The organism is Brevibacillus sp. FSL K6-6036 (assembly GCF_037964015.1).
GTDB lineage: Bacteria > Bacillota > Bacilli > Brevibacillales > Brevibacillaceae > Brevibacillus > Brevibacillus borstelensis.
Map to the genome: position 1 here is coordinate 164,802 of NZ_CP150173.1, position 19,878 is coordinate 184,679.

The 19,878-nt window shown below is 51.8% G+C and carries 18 protein-coding genes; 12 read left to right on the top strand and 6 right to left on the bottom strand.

The features are described from left to right. Positions 1-38 precede the first annotated feature (38 nt). The 9 genes from NST37_RS00955 to nadA all read left to right on the top strand — a co-directional run bounded on the left by NST37_RS00955 (position 39) and on the right by nadA (position 9,001). Positions 39-680 (top strand): hypothetical protein, encoded by a 642-nt coding sequence (locus NST37_RS00955; protein ID WP_141334247.1) that lies wholly within the window; start codon positions 39-41, stop codon positions 678-680. A gap of 81 nt (positions 681-761) precedes the next feature. After that, positions 762-1,091, top strand: coding sequence for a hypothetical protein (locus NST37_RS00960; RefSeq protein ID WP_024983360.1), 330 nt, complete (start codon positions 762-764; stop codon positions 1,089-1,091). Between the two features lie 211 nt (positions 1,092-1,302). After that, a complete protein-coding gene (locus NST37_RS00965; RefSeq protein ID WP_024983359.1) occupies positions 1,303-3,036 on the top strand; it encodes an ABC transporter substrate-binding protein in 1,734 nt (577 codons plus the stop codon). A gap of 54 nt (positions 3,037-3,090) precedes the next feature. Further along, positions 3,091-4,047 carry an ABC transporter permease gene (locus tag NST37_RS00970; protein ID WP_003390261.1) on the top strand — a complete coding sequence of 319 codons (957 nt, stop codon included), beginning with the start codon at positions 3,091-3,093 and terminating at the stop codon, positions 4,045-4,047. 12 nt (positions 4,048-4,059) lie between these two features. Beyond that, a complete protein-coding gene (gene opp4C / locus NST37_RS00975) occupies positions 4,060-4,986 on the top strand; it encodes an oligopeptide ABC transporter permease (protein ID WP_051925628.1) in 927 nt (308 codons plus the stop codon). An 11-nt stretch (positions 4,987-4,997) separates the two neighbouring features. After that, positions 4,998-5,984, top strand: a complete 987-nt coding sequence (locus NST37_RS00980) for an ABC transporter ATP-binding protein (protein ID WP_003390263.1) — start codon at positions 4,998-5,000, stop codon at positions 5,982-5,984. Then, positions 5,977-6,942, top strand: coding sequence for an oligopeptide/dipeptide ABC transporter ATP-binding protein (locus NST37_RS00985; protein WP_031933425.1), 966 nt, complete (start codon positions 5,977-5,979; stop codon positions 6,940-6,942). The genes NST37_RS00980 and NST37_RS00985 overlap by 8 nt, the downstream gene beginning before the upstream one ends. Positions 6,943-7,096: 154 nt before the next feature. Continuing rightward, on the top strand, positions 7,097-7,960 hold the full coding sequence (locus NST37_RS00990; protein WP_003390267.1) for a Cof-type HAD-IIB family hydrolase: 864 nt from the start codon (positions 7,097-7,099) through the stop codon (positions 7,958-7,960). A gap of 96 nt (positions 7,961-8,056) precedes the next feature. Further along, positions 8,057-9,001 carry a quinolinate synthase NadA gene (gene nadA, locus NST37_RS00995; protein WP_003390269.1) on the top strand — a complete coding sequence of 315 codons (945 nt, stop codon included), beginning with the start codon at positions 8,057-8,059 and terminating at the stop codon, positions 8,999-9,001. Between the two features lie 144 nt (positions 9,002-9,145). Here nadA and NST37_RS01000 read toward each other — a convergent pair whose 3' ends face one another. Both NST37_RS01000 and NST37_RS01005 read right to left on the bottom strand, forming a co-directional pair. After that, a complete protein-coding gene (locus NST37_RS01000) occupies positions 9,146-10,444 on the bottom strand; it encodes an FtsW/RodA/SpoVE family cell cycle protein (RefSeq protein WP_031933427.1) in 1,299 nt (432 codons plus the stop codon). Next, positions 10,441-10,776: a PadR family transcriptional regulator gene (locus NST37_RS01005; RefSeq protein WP_003390271.1), complete on the bottom strand. Its 336-nt coding sequence runs from the start codon at positions 10,774-10,776 to the stop codon at positions 10,441-10,443. Before NST37_RS01005 ends, NST37_RS01000 begins: the two co-directional genes overlap by 4 nt. Before the next feature lie 893 nt (positions 10,777-11,669). On the opposite strand from NST37_RS01005, the gene NST37_RS01010 reads away from it, so the two are divergent. After that, entirely contained in the window at positions 11,670-13,856 is a 2,187-nt protein-coding gene (locus NST37_RS01010) for an acyltransferase family protein (RefSeq protein ID WP_339186106.1), read from the top strand. A gap of 64 nt (positions 13,857-13,920) precedes the next feature. Here the strand turns inward: NST37_RS01010 and NST37_RS01015 are convergent, their stop codons facing one another. Next, positions 13,921-14,412: a PCYCGC motif-containing (lipo)protein gene (locus NST37_RS01015; RefSeq protein ID WP_003390273.1), complete on the bottom strand. Its 492-nt coding sequence runs from the start codon at positions 14,410-14,412 to the stop codon at positions 13,921-13,923. A gap of 172 nt (positions 14,413-14,584) precedes the next feature. Between NST37_RS01015 and NST37_RS01020 the strand changes: the two genes are divergently transcribed. After that, positions 14,585-15,697, top strand: coding sequence for a zinc ABC transporter substrate-binding protein (locus NST37_RS01020; protein WP_172920351.1), 1,113 nt, complete (start codon positions 14,585-14,587; stop codon positions 15,695-15,697). Between the two features lie 81 nt (positions 15,698-15,778). Here NST37_RS01020 and NST37_RS01025 read toward each other — a convergent pair whose 3' ends face one another. From NST37_RS01025 to NST37_RS01035, 3 genes are all read right to left on the bottom strand, one after another. Continuing rightward, on the bottom strand, positions 15,779-16,768 hold the full coding sequence (locus tag NST37_RS01025; protein WP_172920350.1) for a WG repeat-containing protein: 990 nt from the start codon (positions 16,766-16,768) through the stop codon (positions 15,779-15,781). Positions 16,769-17,172: 404 nt separating this feature from the next. Next, positions 17,173-18,357 (bottom strand): MFS transporter, encoded by a 1,185-nt coding sequence (locus tag NST37_RS01030; RefSeq protein ID WP_327926347.1) that lies wholly within the window; start codon positions 18,355-18,357, stop codon positions 17,173-17,175. 148 nt (positions 18,358-18,505) lie between these two features. Beyond that, positions 18,506-18,808, bottom strand: a complete 303-nt coding sequence (locus NST37_RS01035) for a metalloregulator ArsR/SmtB family transcription factor (RefSeq protein ID WP_003390278.1) — start codon at positions 18,806-18,808, stop codon at positions 18,506-18,508. Positions 18,809-19,086: 278 nt separating this feature from the next. Between NST37_RS01035 and NST37_RS01040 the strand changes: the two genes are divergently transcribed. Then, the gene (locus NST37_RS01040; RefSeq protein ID WP_171506529.1) at positions 19,087-19,854 is read left to right on the top strand and encodes a metal ABC transporter ATP-binding protein; all 768 of its coding nucleotides are present in this window, start codon (positions 19,087-19,089) and stop codon (positions 19,852-19,854) included. The last annotated feature ends 24 nt before the right edge of the window (positions 19,855-19,878 follow it).

Below are 19,878 nucleotides of genomic sequence, written 5' to 3' on the forward strand. Positions count from 1 at the left end.
CATATGAAGTGACTTTTCAAGCGGAAGAAATTAATGATTTGAGTACATTGTTTATAAGGGCGAAAAATAATATCACAGATTATAAAAGTACTCCAAGTGCTGAGGCTAAGTTGCAAACTGATGGGGGTGTTGAGAAAAATTTGAAAGTTTATCATACGACACAACGTTTAAAAACCGAAAGAAATATTGCTACAAGTGAACAGAAAGAGAGCTACGTAACTTATTACTTCTATGGTATTCCTAAAGAAGTACTGGATAATAAATCAATATCCATTTTAGGGTCAACTTCTGATGAAGATTGGGATTCAAGTTATTCGGTCAAAGCATATTCTACATACTACTGGGATAAGTACAAATCTACTAACGGCGATGGATTTAAGAAATTGACCAAAGTAACTGGTGGCTGGACGATTAGTGATAATAAAGTGTCGATAACAAGCAGAGAAGTGAGATACGGCGCTTCAGGAGGAGCTTTGCGTGATGATGGAACACACGGAGGGTCTGTGATCCAAGATAGTGGACCTTTATACCCATCATCAAATTCTTTCTCATACGATGCCCCCAAAAACTGGAAGCCAGTTTCTGATTGGGCTAGTACAATTGGCGTCAACACAAAGGCAACGCTAAAATTGGGAACTGAAACTTGGACGTTAAAACTGGATAATTATAAGACCAATTAGCTCTGAAAAAGTAAAGCGAACACCAATATTGTCATAAAATTGGTGTTCGTTTTCTAATTGGGTTATTAAGGGGGGGCTTACTTGATTAAATCTTTATCAATCGGGATTGTTCTTGTCTTGTTATTTTTCGGGTACGCTCTTTATCAGGGAGATCTGATTGGTGTATGGATAAGGTTATCAGGTTATGCTGGCTTTGGATTGATCGTACTTGCACTTCTTATGCTGGGATCAACATTAGGAGTAGACAGGATTAATTTGGCGACACCAGATGTGAAAAGGGATTTTGTAGTGGATGATAACAACGAGGCAATGAGAAAAGAAAGAAAACTGGAGCAACGATGGGCACTCTATGTTTTATTGGCAGGGCTTCCGTCATTCGTGACGTGGATCATTCTTTATTATGGGAGGTGATTCTTCTTCCAGTCCCTATTTCCCGGCTGTCTATACGTGTAGTGTAAAGAAGATGATACTGTTTTTACCAAAGAGCCGTTTTCTATTTGTGCCTGGAATGAAAACGGCTTTTTTAATCCTCATAAAACCTACTTTACACATCGGAATTATATGTATATAATCATTTCCAGATGTTGCTTTTTTAACATGACGTTTTGAGGAGGATGTACGAATGAAAAAAGGATTGATTAGCGCGTTGCTGCTGATCCTGGTCGGAGCTGTATCCGTCTCCGGCTGCTCCACCCAGGAAAGCGCAAGCGACAATCAGACGCCTGCTGCACCGCAAGAGACGAGAACGGTCCAGAGCATTCCGGATTCGTTCTTTCCTGCGACGGATAAATCTAAATCGCCGGAAGCGGCAAAAAAGCGGACGGATACGGTTGTGGCTACGCTTACGGAGCCGGGCGGAGTATTTAACCCGTACTTTTACAAAAACGGCTACGACGGAAACGTGAGCGCGGCCATTTTTGCGCCGCTGGTGAGCGTCGACAAAAACGGCAAACCCATTCCCCGTCTGGCGGAAAAATGGGACATCTCGGACGATCAGCTAACCTACACCTTCCACCTGCGGCCAAACCTCAAATTCAGCGACGGCTCGCCACTGACAGCGGAAGACGTCGCCTTTACCCTGACGATTCTCCACGACAAGGCGTACGACGGAGACGAAGACATCTTTGAAACGCAGATCAAAGGCGGTCGGGCTTACAAAGAGGGCAAGGCAGATACCGTCGAGGGGATCAAAGTCATCGACCCGCAAACGATCCAAATCACGACGGAGAAAGTGAATGCCCGTTCGCTTCTCATCCTCGGCGGACCGGTGCTATCCAAAGCTTACTATGGCAAAGGCTATAAACCGGGCAACCTGGAGTATCTGCGGACGCTGCACGGAAAGCCGCTTGGAGCAGGCCCGTATAAGCTGGAGAAATACATCACCGGCCAAGAGGTCCGCTATCTGGCCAACGAACACTACTACGCTGGCAAGCCGGCGGTTGAGCACTTCATCTACAAGACGACAGAAGGAGATGCCCTGCAGTTTTTCCAGACAGGGGAGACTGATTACAACTCCTTTACAGCCAACGAGGACAATCTGGAGCTGCTGAAGAGCTTGGGCTACGCAAACATCAACGTGTACACGTCGACAGCTTACAGCTACATCAAATTCAACCACAGCAAGCCGTACTTCAAGGACAAGCGGGTGAGACAAGCGCTGATATACGGTCTGGATCGGCAAAAAATTGTCGACACGGCTTACCAAGGCTACGGCCAAGTAGCCAATGTCCCGGTCTCGCCTGTCTCCTGGGCCTATACAGAGGAGGTCAATCCGTATCACTACGATCTGGAAAAAGCGAAAGCGCTGCTGGATGAAGCAGGCTGGAAGGTCGGGGCGGACGGCATCCGCGAGAAGGACGGCCAAAAGCTGAAGCTGTACTACTTGACGACCAAAGGACCGCTGAGCGATGTGCTCATCCCGATCGCAAAAGAAAACTACAAGGAACTGGGCGTACAACTGGAAGCGGAGCTGATGGACTACAATGCATTGCTGGCACGCACAGCAAAAGGTGACCATGACCTCGCCTCCTTCTCTACCACGATGTTGACCGATCCGTCCGATGGCGTGATTCAATTTGGGTCGAACCGTTCAAGCAGCTTTACCGGCACGAACGGATACTCCAATCCAAAGGTAGACGAATTGCTGGAAAAGGGGATCAGCACGCTCGATATTGAAAAGCGGAAAGAAATTTACAAAGAGCTGTACAACGAGCTGAGCGACGATCCGCCGTACATTTTCCTCACCTATCGGAAGCTGCTGACCGCCCACAACGCGAGAGTGTCCGGATTTGATCCGAACGGATATACCGGCATTTCCGGCAATTTGCCCGATCTGAAGATTGAACCGATTCAATAGATCGAACGAAGATGCTCAGCCTCCGGGCTGGGCATATTCCTTGGGAGGCACAAGATGAAAGCCTATATCATCCGCAGACTGCTGTACATGGTCCTGACTCTGTTTGGGGCATCCGTTTTGATTTTTGGCCTGTACGCCCTGACACCGGGTGATTTTGTCGATAACAATCCGAAGCTGACTGACGAGCGAAAAGCGGAGCTAAAACAGATGTACGGTCTGGATAAACCGGTCGTGGAGCGCTATTTCGTCTGGCTCGGCAATGCCGTCCGGGGCGATTTTGGATATTCCCTTCAGTATCAGCAGCCGGTCACCTCGCTGCTCAGTCAGTACATCTGGAATTCCTTTTTGATTGCGTCCGCCTCTACCTTGTTTACTTGGCTGATCGCGATTGTGATCGGGGTCATCTCGGCGACCAGACAGTACTCATTCTTTGACTCAGCAGTGACGATCGGGGCATTTGCCGCGATGTCGTTTCCCTCGTTCTTCGCCGGGCTGTTGATCATCAAGTTTTTTGCGGTGGACCTTGGCTGGTTCCCGCCCGGGGGGATGATCACGACCGGCAGCAATGCGACCGGACTTGCATACGTGTGGGAGGTTATCGACCATATGTTTTTGCCGGTGCTTGTGCTCACAATGCTCGGGGTCGGCTCCCTGACCCGCTATTTTCGTACAAACATGCTGGAAATCATCCGGCAGGATTTCATCCGGACAGCAAGGGCCAAAGGCTTGAAGGAAAAAACAGTCGTCTACAAGCACGCCCTGCGAAACGCTTTGCTTCCCGCGATCACCCTGCTTGGCTTTGAGCTTCCGGCCCTGTTTGGCGGCGCGATCATCACGGAGAAGATTTTCAACTGGCCGGGGGTCGGGCAGCTGTACATGCAGGCGTTCAGCTTGCGCGACTACCCGCTGTTGATGGGATTTACGATGTTTTTGGCCATTTTGACCGTCGTCAGCAATCTGCTTGCCGACCTTTTGTACGGCGTGGCTGATCCGCGAGTGAGATTGAAATAGGAGGAGTCGACATTGTCATCCATCGTCACGGAGACAGCGGGACTGGCAGGCACGCGGACCGGTGCCCGGCGGTCTTCGCTCTGGAGAGATACGTTTGCCAAGCTGAAAAAGAACAAGGTCGCCATGTGCGGACTGGTGTTTCTGGTCATTATGTTTTTGTTCTGCTTCATCGGGCCGTTTTTTTCGCCCTACGCATCCGGAAAGGTCAATACGGTGATGATCAACAAGCCCCCCAGCATGGCTCATTGGCTGGGTACGGACAACCTGGGGCGGGACATATTGACCCGGCTGATGCAGGCCGGCCGCATCTCGCTGACGGTGGGACTGGCCGCCATGGTGCTGTCTGTCTTTATCGGCTCGGTTCTGGGAGTAGTAGCTGGCTATTACAGAGGGGTTGTCGATCAAATCGTGATGCGCTTTGCAGACATTCTGATGACGATTCCGGGACTTCCGCTGCTGTTTATTATCGGGGCGATCCTGTCCGAGTGGAAGGTGCCCACAGATTACCGGATCTACATCGTCATGCTGATGCTCAGCCTGATCGGCTGGCCGGAGCTGGCGAGACTGGTGCGAAGCCAGATTTTGAGTCTGCGCGAGCGGGAGTTCATGCAGGCCACCGAGTCTCTGGGGCTGCGCGATCACCGCAAGCTGTTTTTTCACCTGTTGCCCAATACAATCCCGATCCTGATCGTGGTAGCTACGCTGCGGGTCGGGGGAGCGATTCTGAGCGAGTCTGTACTCAGCTACCTGGGCCTGGGGGTCGTTCCCCCGACGCCGACGTGGGGCAATATGATCGATGCCGCGAATACGCTGATCGATTTTCAGAAACGGCCGTGGCTCTGGATTCCACCCGGCTTTGCCATATTTGCCACCGTAATTTCGATCAATCTGCTCGGTGACGGCCTCCGTGATGCGCTTGATCCGAAAATGAAGAGGTAGGAGAGACGGTTATGACAAACGCTTTGCTTACAATCGATCATCTGCAGACCCATTTTTTCACCCCGTCGGGAGTCGTCAAAGCGGTAAACGACATCAGTCTTCGCGTACGGGAGGGCGAGACGGTCTGCATCGTCGGGGAATCGGGCTGCGGTAAAAGCGTAACGGCCATGTCCGTGCTGGGGCTTGTAGCGGAGCCGCAAGGAAAAGTGGTTGGGGGAGACATCCGGTTCGATGGCGTAGACCTGCTGCAGCTCAGCCCACTGGAGAAGCAGCAGCTGCGCGGCAATGACATCGCGATGATTTTCCAGGAGCCGATGTCTTCGCTCAATCCCGTCTTGACCATAGGCGAACAGATCATGGAGCCTCTGTGGGAGCATCTTCTTCTCTCCAAAAAGGAAGCCAGAGCGAAAGCGATTGAACTGATTTCGCTGGTAGGCATCCCCCGTCCCGAGGAGATCATGAACGCGTACCCGCATCAGCTAAGCGGAGGCATGCTGCAGCGGATCATGATCGCCATCGCGATCAGCTGCAATCCGAGACTGCTGATCGCCGATGAACCGACGACAGCTTTGGATGTGACGATTCAGGCGCAAATTCTCGATCTTTTGCGCGAGATCAAGGAAACGTACAACACGGCGATATTGCTCATCACCCATGATCTGGGCGTCGTTGCCGAAATGGCCGACTATGTGGTCGTCATGTACGCGGGCAAGGTGATTGAAGAAGGGCCTGTCCTGGAGCTTTTCAGCAATCCCCGGCACCCGTATACCCGCGGGCTTTTGCAAGCAAAGCCGGTGATCGGCCAGCGGAAAAAACGGCTGAACTCCATCCCGGGCCAAGTACCGAATCTGATTGGTCTGGCTGATTCCTGCTACTTCCATGACCGCTGCGAGAGCTGCATGTCGGTTTGCCGACTGAAGCAGCCGGAATTGAAGCAAATCGACGACGGGCACAGGGTGGCGTGCTGGTTATACGAGGAGGAGAGCGGGCTTGCGTGAGGCATTGGTGGAAGTCAAGCAGTTGAAAAAGTACTACCCGATTACCGGGGGCATTTTTGGCAGGACCATTGGTCACGTCAAGGCAGTCGATGACGTCAGCTTTGCCATCCGGAAGGGAGAAGCCTTCGGTCTGGTCGGCGAGTCCGGGAGCGGCAAAAGCACGACGGGACGCACGATTTTGCGCCTTACCGATAAAACGGCGGGCGAGGTCAAGTACAAGGGAGTGGATTTGCATGCAGTAAGCAAGCAAGAGCTTCGTCGGCTTCGGCCCAGCATGCAGTTCATTTTTCAAGACCCGTACAGCTCGCTCAATCCCCGGCTTCGGGTAGGGGATGCGATCGGAGAAGCCCTCATGGACCACGGGCTGGCCGACAAGTCGGAGATACGGGAAAGGGTGCAGGAGGTGCTCTCTCTCTGCGGGTTGGCTCCGTATCACATCGACCGGTTTCCGCATGAATTCTCCGGCGGTCAGCGGCAGCGGATCGGTATTGCCCGCTCGATTATCCTGCAGCCGGAGTTTATTGTGGCCGATGAGCCTGTTTCTGCGCTGGATGTCTCCATACAGGCGCAAATCATCAATTTGTTTAGCGACCTGCAGGAGAAAAAAGAGCTTACGTACCTGTTCATCTCGCATGATTTGAGTGTGGTGGAGCACCTCTGCACCCGCATCGGCGTGATGTATTTGGGCTCTCTGGTGGAAATTGCGCCGCGGGATGAACTGTTTGCCCGTCCCTTGCACCCGTATTCGCGGGCGCTGTTGTCGGCGGTGCCTATCCCCGATCCGCGGCTCAAGCGGGAGAGGATCGTTCTGCGCGGAGACATTCCGAGTCCGGCGAATCCGCCGAAGGGCTGCAAATTCCATACGAGATGCCCGCTCGCGACTGACCGATGCAAGGAGGAAGTACCCGTTTTACGATTGGCGGACAGCGATCATCAGGTAGCTTGCCATCTCGTATAGCGGACTTTCGATTATGCAGGCGGAATGTCTGGCCCCGTATTGAATAACCTGGGCGAATAGGGTACATTGAAGGTGGAAGAATTCATAGTGATTTGGAAATAAAGTGCAGGATGTGGCGCCTGCGCTTTTCTTTTCATCAAAGGAGGAGATCGCCTTGTTTTCTAGGCTCCGTCTGGCAGCTTTTGATATGGATGGGACCCTGCTGAATGAACAGTCACAGATGACAGAGGCAACGAAGGAAGCCTGTAGGCTGCTGCAAGCCAGCGGCTGCAAGCTGGTGTTGTCGACCGGCCGCACCTATGCATCCGCGCAGCTGCCGATCGGCGGATTCGCGTTTGACGGATATGTATGCAGCAACGGCGCGACAGTTCTGGAGGCGGACGGAACATTGGTTCAGCATGCTGCTTTGCCGCTGGAAATGATCCAACAGGCTGTGCATACACTAAGGCAGGAACCAATCTACTATGAGCTGCACGACACCGAAAGCAATCGCTGGATGGTTCAGGAAGACAGGGAACGGATAGAAACATTGATTGAAGAAGATGCTTCGGTCGAAGGAGTGTCGCTGCGCCGCTTTTCCTTTTACGAGTGGTCACGGGTCGTTCCCTTGGCAGAAATGATGCAGCGGATCGCCACCGGCGAGTCGAAGATCGTCAAGCTGTTCGTCTGGCACCCCGTCCCGGAAGCGCTCGTGCCTGTCCGGGAACAGCTTGAGCGTTGGAGTGATCAGGCTGACATCACATCTTCAGGGAAGCACAATGTGGAGGTGATCCCGAAAGGCGTCTCCAAATGGGAGGGGCTCACTTATTTTTGTCGGAAATGGGGAATTGCGCCCGAACAAGTCATGGCGTTTGGCGATGCGGAAAATGACCGGGAAGCATTGTCCAACGTAGGGTTTCCTGTCGTCATGGAAAACGCCAGTCCGGCGATGAAAGAGCTGGCCCGTTTTATCGCTCCGCATCACGACGAGGACGGAGTGGCGCGCTTTATTCGCGAGCGCGTGCTGGCGGATGGGTAAATACAGCAGTCTCCCCAGCGGATATGCATTGACAAGCAAGTGGGTTGGGATTACAATGGCCCTAAATTATGACACCTACGTAGGGGGATAATATTCATGGAAGCCTTGGCGTTAGAAAAAAAGGCCCAGCGAAACGCTGAGTTGCGCGAACGGCTGATGCAATTGAAAAAAGAACGCAATGCCATCATTCTGGCCCATTTTTATCAGCGGCCGGAGATTCAGGAAGTGGCTGACTATATTGGAGATTCGTTCGGTTTGGCGCAAAAAGCCAAGGAAACCGACGCGGACGTCATCCTGTTTTGCGGCGTACACTTTATGGGGGAAAGTGCAAAAATTCTCAATCCCCAAAAGACCGTCATCATCCCGGATGAACGCGCCGGCTGTCCGATGGCCGACATGGTCAACGTGGAAGGCTTGCGCAAGCTGAAGGCGCAGCATCCGAATGCAAAGGTGGTTGCGTACATCAACACGTCCGCCGATGTGAAAGCGGAAACATACATTTGCTGTACGTCCTCCAACGCGAAACGGGTCATCGAGTCGATCGATTCCGACGAGATCATCTGGGTCCCGGATAAAAACCTGGGTCACTACGTTTCCCAGTTTACCGACAAGAAGATGATCATCTGGGAAGGGTACTGCAATACGCATGACCAGCTTTCCGTCCAGGACATCATGTCGCTGAAAGCGCAGCATCCAAATGCGCTCGTCGTCGTCCACCCCGAGTGCCGTCCGGAAGTAGTGGCGCTGGCCGATTACGTCGGTTCTACGACAGGCATTCTCAAATACTGCCGTGAATCCTCCCATAAAGAGTTCATCATCGGTACGGAAGACGGCACCCGCTACATGCTGGAGAAGGACAGCCCGGACAAGACGTTTATCTTTGCTTCCAAGTATCTGGTCTGCCCGAACATGAAGGTCAACAACCTGAAAAAATGCGTGGAAGCGCTGGAGAACATGAAGCCGGAGATTTACGTGCCGGAGGATATCGCGGACAAAGCACGTGCTTCCCTGGAGCGCATGCTGGCCGTGGCGCCAGCGTAATGCTGGAGCGGCCTGTTTTTCAGGAATCTGGTGAGAACGTGAGAAACAAGTAAAAACCCGAGATACAAGTAAAAACCTGCACCTCTTTTGTCAAAAAGGGGGCAGGTTTTTATTGTGAAAGCCAAAGTATTCACTGTAAAAGCTTTAAGAGGAGAGCGGCTGTCTCACGTCCTTTTGGCGGAAAATTCCAAGGACCAGACCCAGTATTGCCATGTGACTGATGAAGGTAAGACCGCCGTAGCTGATGAGCGGTATGGGTGCGGAAAAAAATGGGACCCACCCGAAGGCCATCAAAATCCCCCAAAAATACTCGGTAAAAAACATGGCCGCAAGTCCACACATAAGCAGTGCTCCGTAACGGTCGTTCGTTTGCTTGGCGGCTCGAAACAGTCGCATCAGCAAGAGCATGCCGATCAAGAGGACGCCGACCCCTGCAGCCAGCCCGAACGCGTACACCAGATAAACAAAAATGAAATCGGACCCCAGTGCTGCGGTATAACCCAACCCCTCCAGCTTGGTACCGAAACCATGTCCCCACAAGCCTGCGGATCTGATTGCCTCCAGGGACCGAATCAGCATATATCCTCTCCCCATAGGTTCTTCATACGGGTTGACCCAGTACAACAAGCGGTCTAGCTGATAGCGTTCCATCGTCAGAAGGAGTAATGCCACGGCTCCAATCAAGAGTGTGCCTAGGCTGATGCAAGCTTGACGCCTACTCGCCGGCGAGCGGAAAAGCAGAACGAAAAAACCGACGGAAAAAAGGATCCCGGCAAACAGGTCAGGTGCCTTGACATAAAACAGCAAAGGAACAAAATACAGCCCCAATACCAGCCACAGAGAGAGCTTCCTTTGCCAGTTCCAGTCTGAAAATATTCCCGCGAGCGAGATAATCAGCAAAAACGGACTCAGTCTGACAATATCGATGGGTATGCCGATATCCATGTACGGTTTTCCTGACATGGTCTTTCCTTGTGTAAACGCAAAAAAAACTGCGAGGAGAGTACCCATATACATGAGCAGGCCGTAAGCTTTCATTTTGCTGTAATTGGCGTAAAGCAGGGCGACAAACGCAGCAATTCCAAAGCAGACAAAGACGAGCTGTCTCTTCAGGAACTTGATATCTTCGGGATTGCCCGCAATAAGTGAGAGCAGAACGAGGAGTCCGATCCCAATCAATGCCGCCACCATCCCGACGACACTCCATTCCATCCGGGGCTTGTGTGCTTCATGCAGATGTTTTCCCACCGCGAACGGATCTCCCATTTCCGCCAGGGCTCGTTCGACAGCCTCGGCTTCCGTGCTGCCGGACTCCATCAAATCCTCCACCTTGTCGGCGATGTGGCTCTCCAGCTCCAGCGTTACGGCTGGATGCACGTCCTTGCAGCGAATCTGAGAGCAGACCTGCCGTATGTACGCCTGAATCTTGTCGTTTGGCGTCATGCCCGTCCCTCCCCAAGTACCTGATCAACAGCGGTGCGGAACGCGACCCACTCCTGTTTCTTTTCCTGCAGCCGTGCTTTTCCTTCTCTGGTGATCCGATAGTATTTCCGCTTCCGCTCGCCTTCGCCATCGCTCCAGTACGATTCGACAAGTCCCTCCGATTCCAGCGTGTGGAGGATAGGGTACAGGGTTCCTTCCTTCAAGGAAAGGATGCCGTTTGAGCTCTTTTCCATTTCTTTGCTCATCTCGTAGCCGTACATCGCTTTTCGTTCGAGAAGGGTCAGAATGAGGATGACCGTGCTGCCCTTCATCAGCTCCTTGTTGATTTTCATGATAGCCTCCTTTTGCATTGGAATTCGATACATCGAATATCTAGGTATAATCATACAAGAAGCCAGCCGCATTCGTAAAGGGGGAATGGCAAGAATCGGTCGAAACGTTTTTGGTTCCTTTTCGTCAAACTTTATGTTGGATAGTCTCCATTCAGTCGCCTGAACAAAAAACAGCAGCCCCAGATGGCCGCTGTCTGAAATCGCACCTGCTCTGCCGGGATGACGGTCATTCCCCTGTCGGGAGTCGCAAGGCGAAATCCCCTGGACAAACTGTCAGAACATCGATCCGTTTGCCATCATATCTCCGGGTATTCCTTCGTATTGGATGTAAAAAATCGGAATGTGCGCTTCTTGTGCTTTTTCGATCAAGGTTTGAATCACCGCAAAGGTTTCTTCGGTCTTGTAAGTTCCCCAAAGTGGTCCAACCTGCAAATCAATGAGGAGCAACGTGATTGCTGATCCGTCATGGGCAATATCCCCTTTTTATCTCCAGTGGACAGAGAGTTACTTCCATTTTATCAAACGCTTTGCAATCAACATACCGTATAGCTGTCGAAGTATGTTTTCGAGCTTTTACGTGGGGTTTAACATTTTTGTCGATTCTTTTTATCTTGCGGAAAAAAATAACTTTTTTCTTTTTAACGATTTGTAAATACATTTGCGATTGTACTTCTTATAATGGGAACGTACATAGGAAAGCTCTTCATATGAGGGACGGAAGGAGCGTTTGTCTTCGTGTGAAAACAATGTCGTTTTTTGGTGAAATCGCCTCAATCGAGGATTTTCCTTTCATATATACAAGTACACTAGAGGGGAAGGCAGACTGATCATGACAAGAGGGCAGCAAGAGTCAATTACAGCAAGAGCAGCAACACGCAGAGGGGGTGGACGAGATGCCTAAGCCGATCAAGGCAAACGGCCGCTACATGGCTGGCTTGGATGGGCTTAGAGCTTTGGCAGTGCTGGCCGTTATCGCTTACCACCTTCATCTGGATTGGACACCCGGAGGACTGCTGGGGGTCGGTGTATTTTTCGTTTTGTCCGGATATTTGATTACGGACATTCTCATCGCCGAGTGGAAACGAAGCGGCAGGCTCCATTTGGGCGATTTCTTGCTGAGGAGGGCGCGAAGGCTCCTGCCGGCGATGCTTGTCATGATGGCAGCGGTAGTTGGATGGCTTGCCATTAAGGATCCCTCCCGACTTTTGGCGATGAAAGAAGAAATCGGATCGGCGCTGCTCTATGTCAGCAACTGGTGGCTGATCTTTCATGAGGTCTCGTACTTCGAGAGCTTCGGTCCGCCTTCTCCGCTGGGCCATTTTTGGTCATTGGCTGTAGAGGAACAGTTTTACCTCATCTGGCCGCTGGTGCTCGTACTTGGGCTTAGCCTCCTGAGAAAACGGGGAAAGCTGCTTGGACTGACGCTGGCGGGAGCCGCCGCTTCAGCACTGGCGATGGGGCTGCTTTATGAGCCGGGGGCTGATCCGAGCCGGGTGTATTACGGGACTGACACCAGAGTTTTCGGTTTGCTCATCGGGGCTGCGCTCGCGATGGTATGGCCGAGCAGGAAGCTTTCCCACAACGTCTCGGCTGGCGTACGGTTGGCCCTCGATCTGGTCGGGGGAGCAGGTCTTTTGGTCGTCATTTCGATGATCTTCCATATAAATGAGTATGACGAGTTTCTCTATCAAGGCGGATTGGTCGTACTTTCTCTGGCAACGGCTGTCGTAGTAGCTGTGCTTGCCCACCCCGCCTCTTTGCTTGGCAAGCTGATGGGCGCAAAGCCTCTGCGGTGGTTTGGCGTTCGCTCGTACGGCATCTACCTGTGGCATTATCCCGTCATTGTGCTGACCAGCCCAGAGGTAAATACAGGGGGAGTGAACGTCCCGCTGGCATTTGTTCAGGTAACGGCAAGCGTCCTGCTCGCTGCCCTGTCGTGGAGATTCATTGAAGAACCGATTCGCCACGGCGGGTTGGGACGGTTGTGGAAACGCATCAAAGGACGGTCGGGGAGGAGCAGACGCGTCGCATGGATTGCTTCGATTGGGGCCTTGCTCGTGATCAGCCTTTCCTTTGCCGGGATGACGCATCTGTTCCCGATAGCTACCGCGAGTTCGTCTACTCCTGACAAGGTTTATGGCAAAACGGAAGCAGATCCAGCGTCCCTTGATCAAGCGCATGGGTCTGGAGCTGCTGCGGGAGCACAAACGCCCGGCGATGGAAAGGGACCCCAAATCCCAGGCAGTGCAGACAGTGCTGCTGCTGATAAAAGCGGACATGCAACAAAGCCGGCAGGCAATCAGGCAGTGAATGGAAAGCAAACCAATCAGCCCGGCAGTGGAGAAAGCGCGAAGGATACGGTGGCGGCCGGAAAGAACGGCGCCAAGGACGGCAAGCAATCTCCTGCTGGTGGAAAGAATGCGTCAAAGGAGAAGCAGACCCCTTCAGCAGCAGACAAATCTTCGAATGCTGATGCCGCAACGGGCGACAAGCAATCAGCGGGCAACAGCCAAGGCACGAGCACAGACCAACCCGACGGTTCGGCTGCGGAACAGCAGAAAGGCCAGGAGGGAAAAGCGGAAACACCTGTCATCGGGAACGGCCATGGCATTACCGTCATTGGGGATTCCGTAATTCTCGACGCGGAGCCTTACTTAAAAGAGATGCTGCCGGGAATTGTCATCGACGGAAAGGTTGGCCGACAGATGTCCCAAGCGCTGGAAGTGGCCAACCGCCTCCATGCGGAAGGGAAACTGGGCAAAACCGTGGTGCTGGAGCTTGGTTCAAACGGTGCTTTCACGAAGAAGCAGATGGATTCACTCTTGCACACACTCGGCAAAAACCGGCAGATCGTCCTGATCAACACCCGTGTCCCTCGTCCATGGGAGAGTACGGTCAACGAAGCACTGAAAGAGAGGGCCGACAGCTCTCCGCAAATTTCGCTGATCAACTGGCATGAGGCCAGCGCCAACCACGATGAGTATTTTGTAAAAGACGGCGTTCATCTCACCACCGAAGGAGCCAAGGTTTACGCATCGCTTTTGGCAAATGGCATCAAGTACCTCGGCGAAGAAAACTAGCGGAAAACAAGAACCCCTTCCTGCGCTTGGAAGGGGTTTTGTCATATGCTCCTGCAACCGAATCTTACGACGGCATGGGAGTCGGAGTCGGCTTTCCATAGCCGTCTTTATACGTATCGTCGATAAACGTGCGGATTTCTTTATCGGTTTTTCCATCCAGTTTCATCTTGGCAGAGACGACGGCGATTTCCATACATACGCCGCAGCGGGTGCCATGATCGTCCCAGACGATGGAGCCGTCTTCTTTTTCCTCTTTAATAAAGCAGTTTCCATTGTGCTGGTGGCCGGCACTTTCACCGCAGCCGCAGTAGCAAGGAATCACCTTGAGAAGCTCGCGATTGGCTGCAGCGACTTTATAGGCTGCGACGATTTGCGGGTCTTGGTTGTCCAAAAAGCTGGGCAGTTGATCCACCGAAGCGGTCATCTCCTGCAGGTCTCCATTTGGGGCGTGCTGCTGATGCGCTGCATGATCGCCCTGGGCTTTGTCTTGAGAGGCACAGCCGGAGACAAGGGCTGCAGCCAAAAGACCAATTACAAAGAAATGTTTCCGTTTCATCCTGGACAGACCTCCTTACCGGTATCATATCATAATGCGATGAAGAAATTGTGAAGAAACCGGCGCAAATCGGAATAAATCCTATTTACTTTATGGGCAGCTGCCCGTATAATAAAAAACGGTTGAGATACAAATCGGAATGATTATGAATTGGAAGAGGAGTGGAAGAAGGATGAAAAAAACGATGCTGGCTACGCTGACGATTGTGACCGCATTGGCTATGGCTGGCTGCGGCACAGCAAATACTGCCAATACGTCTCCGCAAACGGATGAGGGAACATCCAAAATAAAAGTATATACGACGCTTTACCCGCTGGAGTATGCGGCCAAGCGGATCGCTGGCGAATATGCCGACGTGGCGAATATCGTACCAGCCGGAGTGGAGCCTCATGATTTTGAGCCGACTGCCAAGGATATGGTCGCTCTGAGCAGTGCCGACCTGTTCATTTACAACGGGAGCGGGTTTGAGGCATGGGTGGACAACGCGGTAAAAGGCATGGACAAAAACAAGACGACAGTGGTCAATACAACGGAGGGACTTTCCCTGCTGGAAGCTGCGGGGGGACATGACCATGATCACGGACACGAGGGCGAGGCAGCCGAAGCAGGACATGACGACCACAAGGAAGGCTCCGGGGCTCAAGGACATGAGGAACACAAGGAAGGTTCCGAAGCCCAGGGTCACGAAGAACACAAGCAGGATGCGGCTGCTGCCACTGGCTCTACCGAGGAGCATGCCCATGAGCACGAGCATGATCACGGTGGTACCGATCCCCACGTGTGGCTCGATCCGACCATGCTGAAAGCACAGGCGGAGAAAATCAAGTCCGCTCTGGTTGAAAAGGACAAGGCGCATGCTGATGCCTACGAGAAGAACTACCAGCAGCTGGCCGCCGATCTGGATCAGCTGGACAAAGACTTTGCGGATATGGTAAGCAAATCCTCCAAAAAAGAGTTTATGGTCGCCCACAGCGCCTTTGCCTATCTGGCCAAGCGTTACGGACTGGAGCAGGTAGCAATCTCAGGGATTGATCCAGCCGACGAGCCGTCGCCGTCAGAGATGAAGGAGCTCGTCGAACACGTGAAGGAACACAACATTTCGTATGTCCTGTTTGAGACCCTGGCGTCGCCGAAGGTAGCCGAAGTGATTGCCAAAGAAGCAGGCGTCCAAACGGGAACGCTTAATCCTCTGGAAGGCTTGACGGAGGAAGAGGCGAAAGCGGGGAAAGACTATCTCTCTATTATGAAAGACAACCTCGAAATGCTGCGTGCGGCATTGAAATAGGAAACAGGAACGGAAGCTGTCCTTGGCGATCCATAGAGCCAAAGGGGCAGCTTCCTTTTTTCTATCTTTTATATCCGGATTTTACTGTTGCGGGGGCCAGACAACTCCACCGCTTCGATCGATATAGCCCCATGCTGTACCCGTTTGCACGTTAGCCAGGCCATGATGAAAGTCGTAAGCAAAATCAAATTGAGCCGGAATGACGATTTCTCCGCGTGCGTTGATAAACCCCCACTTTTCGTTAAGCTTTACTGCGGCAAGCCCCTCGGAAAAGGAACCCACCTCCGCAAATTGCGGGGCAATGGCTGTCTTTCCCGTCTTGTCGACAAATCCCCACCCTTGCCCTGTCTTGACCTCGGCCAATCCTTCGGAAAAAGCATGGGCCAATTCGTACGCGGGGGCTATTTTCATCGTACCCTGTCGATCGATAAATCCCCATTTGCCGTCGAGCTTCACCGCTGCGAATCCCTCTTGAAAAGAATGTGCACTCTGGAAGGTGGGCGGGATGACTGCCTTTCCGCTTTTGTCCAAAAAGCCGTATAGATTCCCTGTTTTTATAAAAGCCAAGCCTTCGGAGTAATCCCCCAGTTCTTGTACATTCGGAAACGGGATCTCGAAAGCCGGTTCTCCAGATCGGTTGATAAAGCGGAAGGAGTCGTGATCATGGACAGCAGCCAGCCCCTCGTGAAAGCTTCCGGCGAATTTAAATTGCGGTGTGATGACGACTTTGCCGGTCCGATCAATATAACCCCATCCTTCTCCGTTCGGGACCCGTACCGCAGCCAGCCCTTCCGAAAAATCCTGTGCATCGGGAAATTGAAAATCGATTCGAACGCTTCCTTGTTTATCGATGTACCCCAGCTTCCGATCGTCATTTTCTACAATGGCGAGACCCTCTGAAAAGGCAAAACCTTGGAGAAATGACGGCTCGATAACGACCTGTCTGCTCCGGTTGATATATCCTGCATGGTCCCTTTGTCTAATGGGGAAAAGCGCGTCGTCTTCGCTTGAGGGCTTGCCCTGTTTGACTTGCCCGGCAGGAGTTGAATGCGGGGGTGCATGATCTGGCATTTCCGTTTGCGGCTTTGGGGGAGAGCATCCAACCAATATGACCAGCAGTAGCATTCCAAGAGTATATAGGCGAAATATACTCACAGCGAAATCTCACCCCATGTATTTTCGAAATTTTACGTTTTGTTTTACGGATGGTTATTGTCGCCAAAACACCTGTTTTATATAACAAACAAAGGGGAGTTCATTTTTACGATAATCACCTTTGTTCGATAATAATCCCTCAATTCTGGTATTTATCCCTGTATTTACAATTAGTATGACGGTAATTACACCGGTTTGTTTCGCAAAAGAGAGATAAATAATCCTCAAAATTTCCTGATTCACGAAGGATGGGCTTGTAGAGCTGCCAAGCACAAAAAAACCGGAATCGGTTCGGCCCTCCTGATTCCGGTTGTATTCGTTTATTCGTTTGCTTGAGCCATCTGCTTTCCTTCACTCATCCGCAGCCTCAACAGAAACGCTGCAAGGATCGCCAGGACCACTCCGATCATGCCGAACCATGTAACCGATGACAACGACACTTGATCGATAATGATGCCTCCCATTCCTGCACCAGCCGCCATGGACAATTGCATCATGGATTGGTTAAGGCCCAGCATGATTCCCGAATAGTTTGGTTCAATCCGAACCAGATTAAATTGCTGCGTAGGACCGGTAGACCAGGCCGCAAACGACCACAAAACCAGTAAGACAGCAACAAGAAGCCACGAATGGGGCAAGGAAACGGAAACGGATAGCAAGATGAGGGCTGCTGCGTGCAGGAGCATGCCCCCGGTCAGCGTCGGGAACACGCCCCACTTGTCCGTGCTGAACCCGCCGAATTTGGATCCGGCCAAGCTGGCGATTCCGAACGCCAATAAAGCTGCGCTCAGCATGTCCTCCTTCAAGCCGGCGACATCGAGAAGATAAGGCGAGATATAGGTATAGGCGATGGAGTATCCGCCCAGCCAGAAGAAGGTAATGGCAAGCCCTAGCGCTACTTTTCCGTTTTTCAAAAAAGCAAGCTGCCTGGACAAGGGAACGGGATCGTCTCCTTTGACTCGAGGCAATACTGTGTAGAGAACAAACATCGCCAGCAAGCCTGCCAGTGCCAGGAAGCCGAACACAGACCGCCATCCGAACGCAGCCGCTGCAACTCGTCCAAGAGGAACCCCGATAATCAACGAAGCAGTAAATCCCATAACCACTGTGGCAAGGGCACTTGCTTGTTTTCCCGGGGCGGCAATTTTAGCGGCAATATCCAAGGCGGTGACAACCACCATTCCCGCGCCTAAAGCCATGATGACACGGGCTGCAACAAAAAGCTCGAACCCAGGCAGGACAAAAGACAAAACATTCCCTAACACGAAGATGCCCATTGCAGAAACCAGCAGCTTTTGCCTTTCCCATTTTGCCGTCAAAGCCATGAGTACCGGCGTGCAGACAGCATAAACAAATGAAAAGATCGTCACAAGCTGCCCAGTCAAAGTGACGGAGATACCCAGGGTCTCCGAAATCTTATCCAAGATGCCTGAAATGACATACTCGGATGTGCCGACTAAAAAACTGACTAATGCCAAAAAGTAAACCTTCCACGTATTGGACAATGAAATCACAACTCCTTTGTCGATTTTAGATCGATAAATTGAAAAATGTAGATACAAAAGACAAAACTATATGATAATACATATCGCGATATGTCGATTTGACAAACAAAACAAAAACCGAATACATTTTCGGCATTCAGTTATAGAATTAGAGCTCACTATTGAAAAAAGCAGCGAATTCACGTATTTTCTCTTCATTCCTTTTATAGTACGTAAATTTGCCGATCCGTTCTGTTTTTATCAGACCGGCTCGTTGAAGTATGGACAAATACTGGGAAACCGTTGATTGAGTCATCTTCAGCTTCTCTGTGACCTGACTCACGCAAACCCCGATTTTTCTCATATCAATCCCTTCGTGGGGCACAAAATGTTTTTCCGGCTCCTTTAACCATTGCAAAATTTGCAACCTCGACTCGTTAGACAATGCTTTAAACACTTCGATTGGCTCCATAATCATCATTATATCGACGATTTCCGATATGTCAACACGAATCAGTTGACCGTTGATTCTGGCGGCTTCTAATGCCTGCTTGCCGTACTGTGTTTGGCGTTCGCTCTGCGACCCGCCGTCAGAACGTGCGGGTCTTTAAGAGCGGAGAGGATGTTCTGGGAGTTGACGGCGGAAAAGCGGAATGCCGCATTTGACTTCTTGAGATTTTTGCCGAATCGTAGTACGATGTAACGTAGTAAATCAGAATAAATCCGATTTAAAGGAAGAAGGATGGCGTCATGGAAGCGAAACATGAGGATGCCGTAGTCAAGCTGACGTCGGTATTCTTTCAATATGAAGAGAAAGTCGTGCTGGAAAACATAAACTTCTCTCTGGAACGCGGAGACTTCGTCGGCATTGTCGGACCGAACGGCTCGGGCAAATCGACGCTGATGAAGCTGCTGCTCGGACTGCTTCCCGCCACGAAGGGGACGGTGGAGCTGTTTGGGCAGCCTTTGTCCAAGTTCCGGGACTGGAGCAAGATCGGTTACGTGGCCCAGCAGGTCGCTCACGGGGCAGGCGGCTTTCCGGCTACCGTACGGGAGGTAGTTGCTTCCGGTCTGGTGGGAAAGGTCGGTTTGTTCCGCCGCCTGCAAGGCAAGCACCACCAAAAAGTCGAAGAAGTCGTCGAACGCGTCGGCTTGACGGAAAAGCTGGACCAGCGGATCGGCAACCTGTCCGGCGGGCAGCTGCAGCGAGTCTTCATCGCCCGGGCATTGGTGGCGGAGCCGGAGCTGTTGATCCTCGACGAGCCTACCGTCGGTGTGGATCAGGAGTCAATTGAACAGTTTTACGAGCTGCTTCGCTCGCTGAAAGAAGAAAACGGCATGACGATGATGATCGTCAGCCACGATGTAGGCGTGATGACGCAGTGGGTCAACAAGGTAGCCTGCCTGCAGCGGAAGCTCCACTTCCACGGCTCCGCGCACGACTTTGCCCACAATCACGACAAGATTTTACAGCAGATGTACGGTGATTCGATCAAAATGCTCGCTCACCACCATTGAGTAGATTTGGAACGAAAGAAGGAG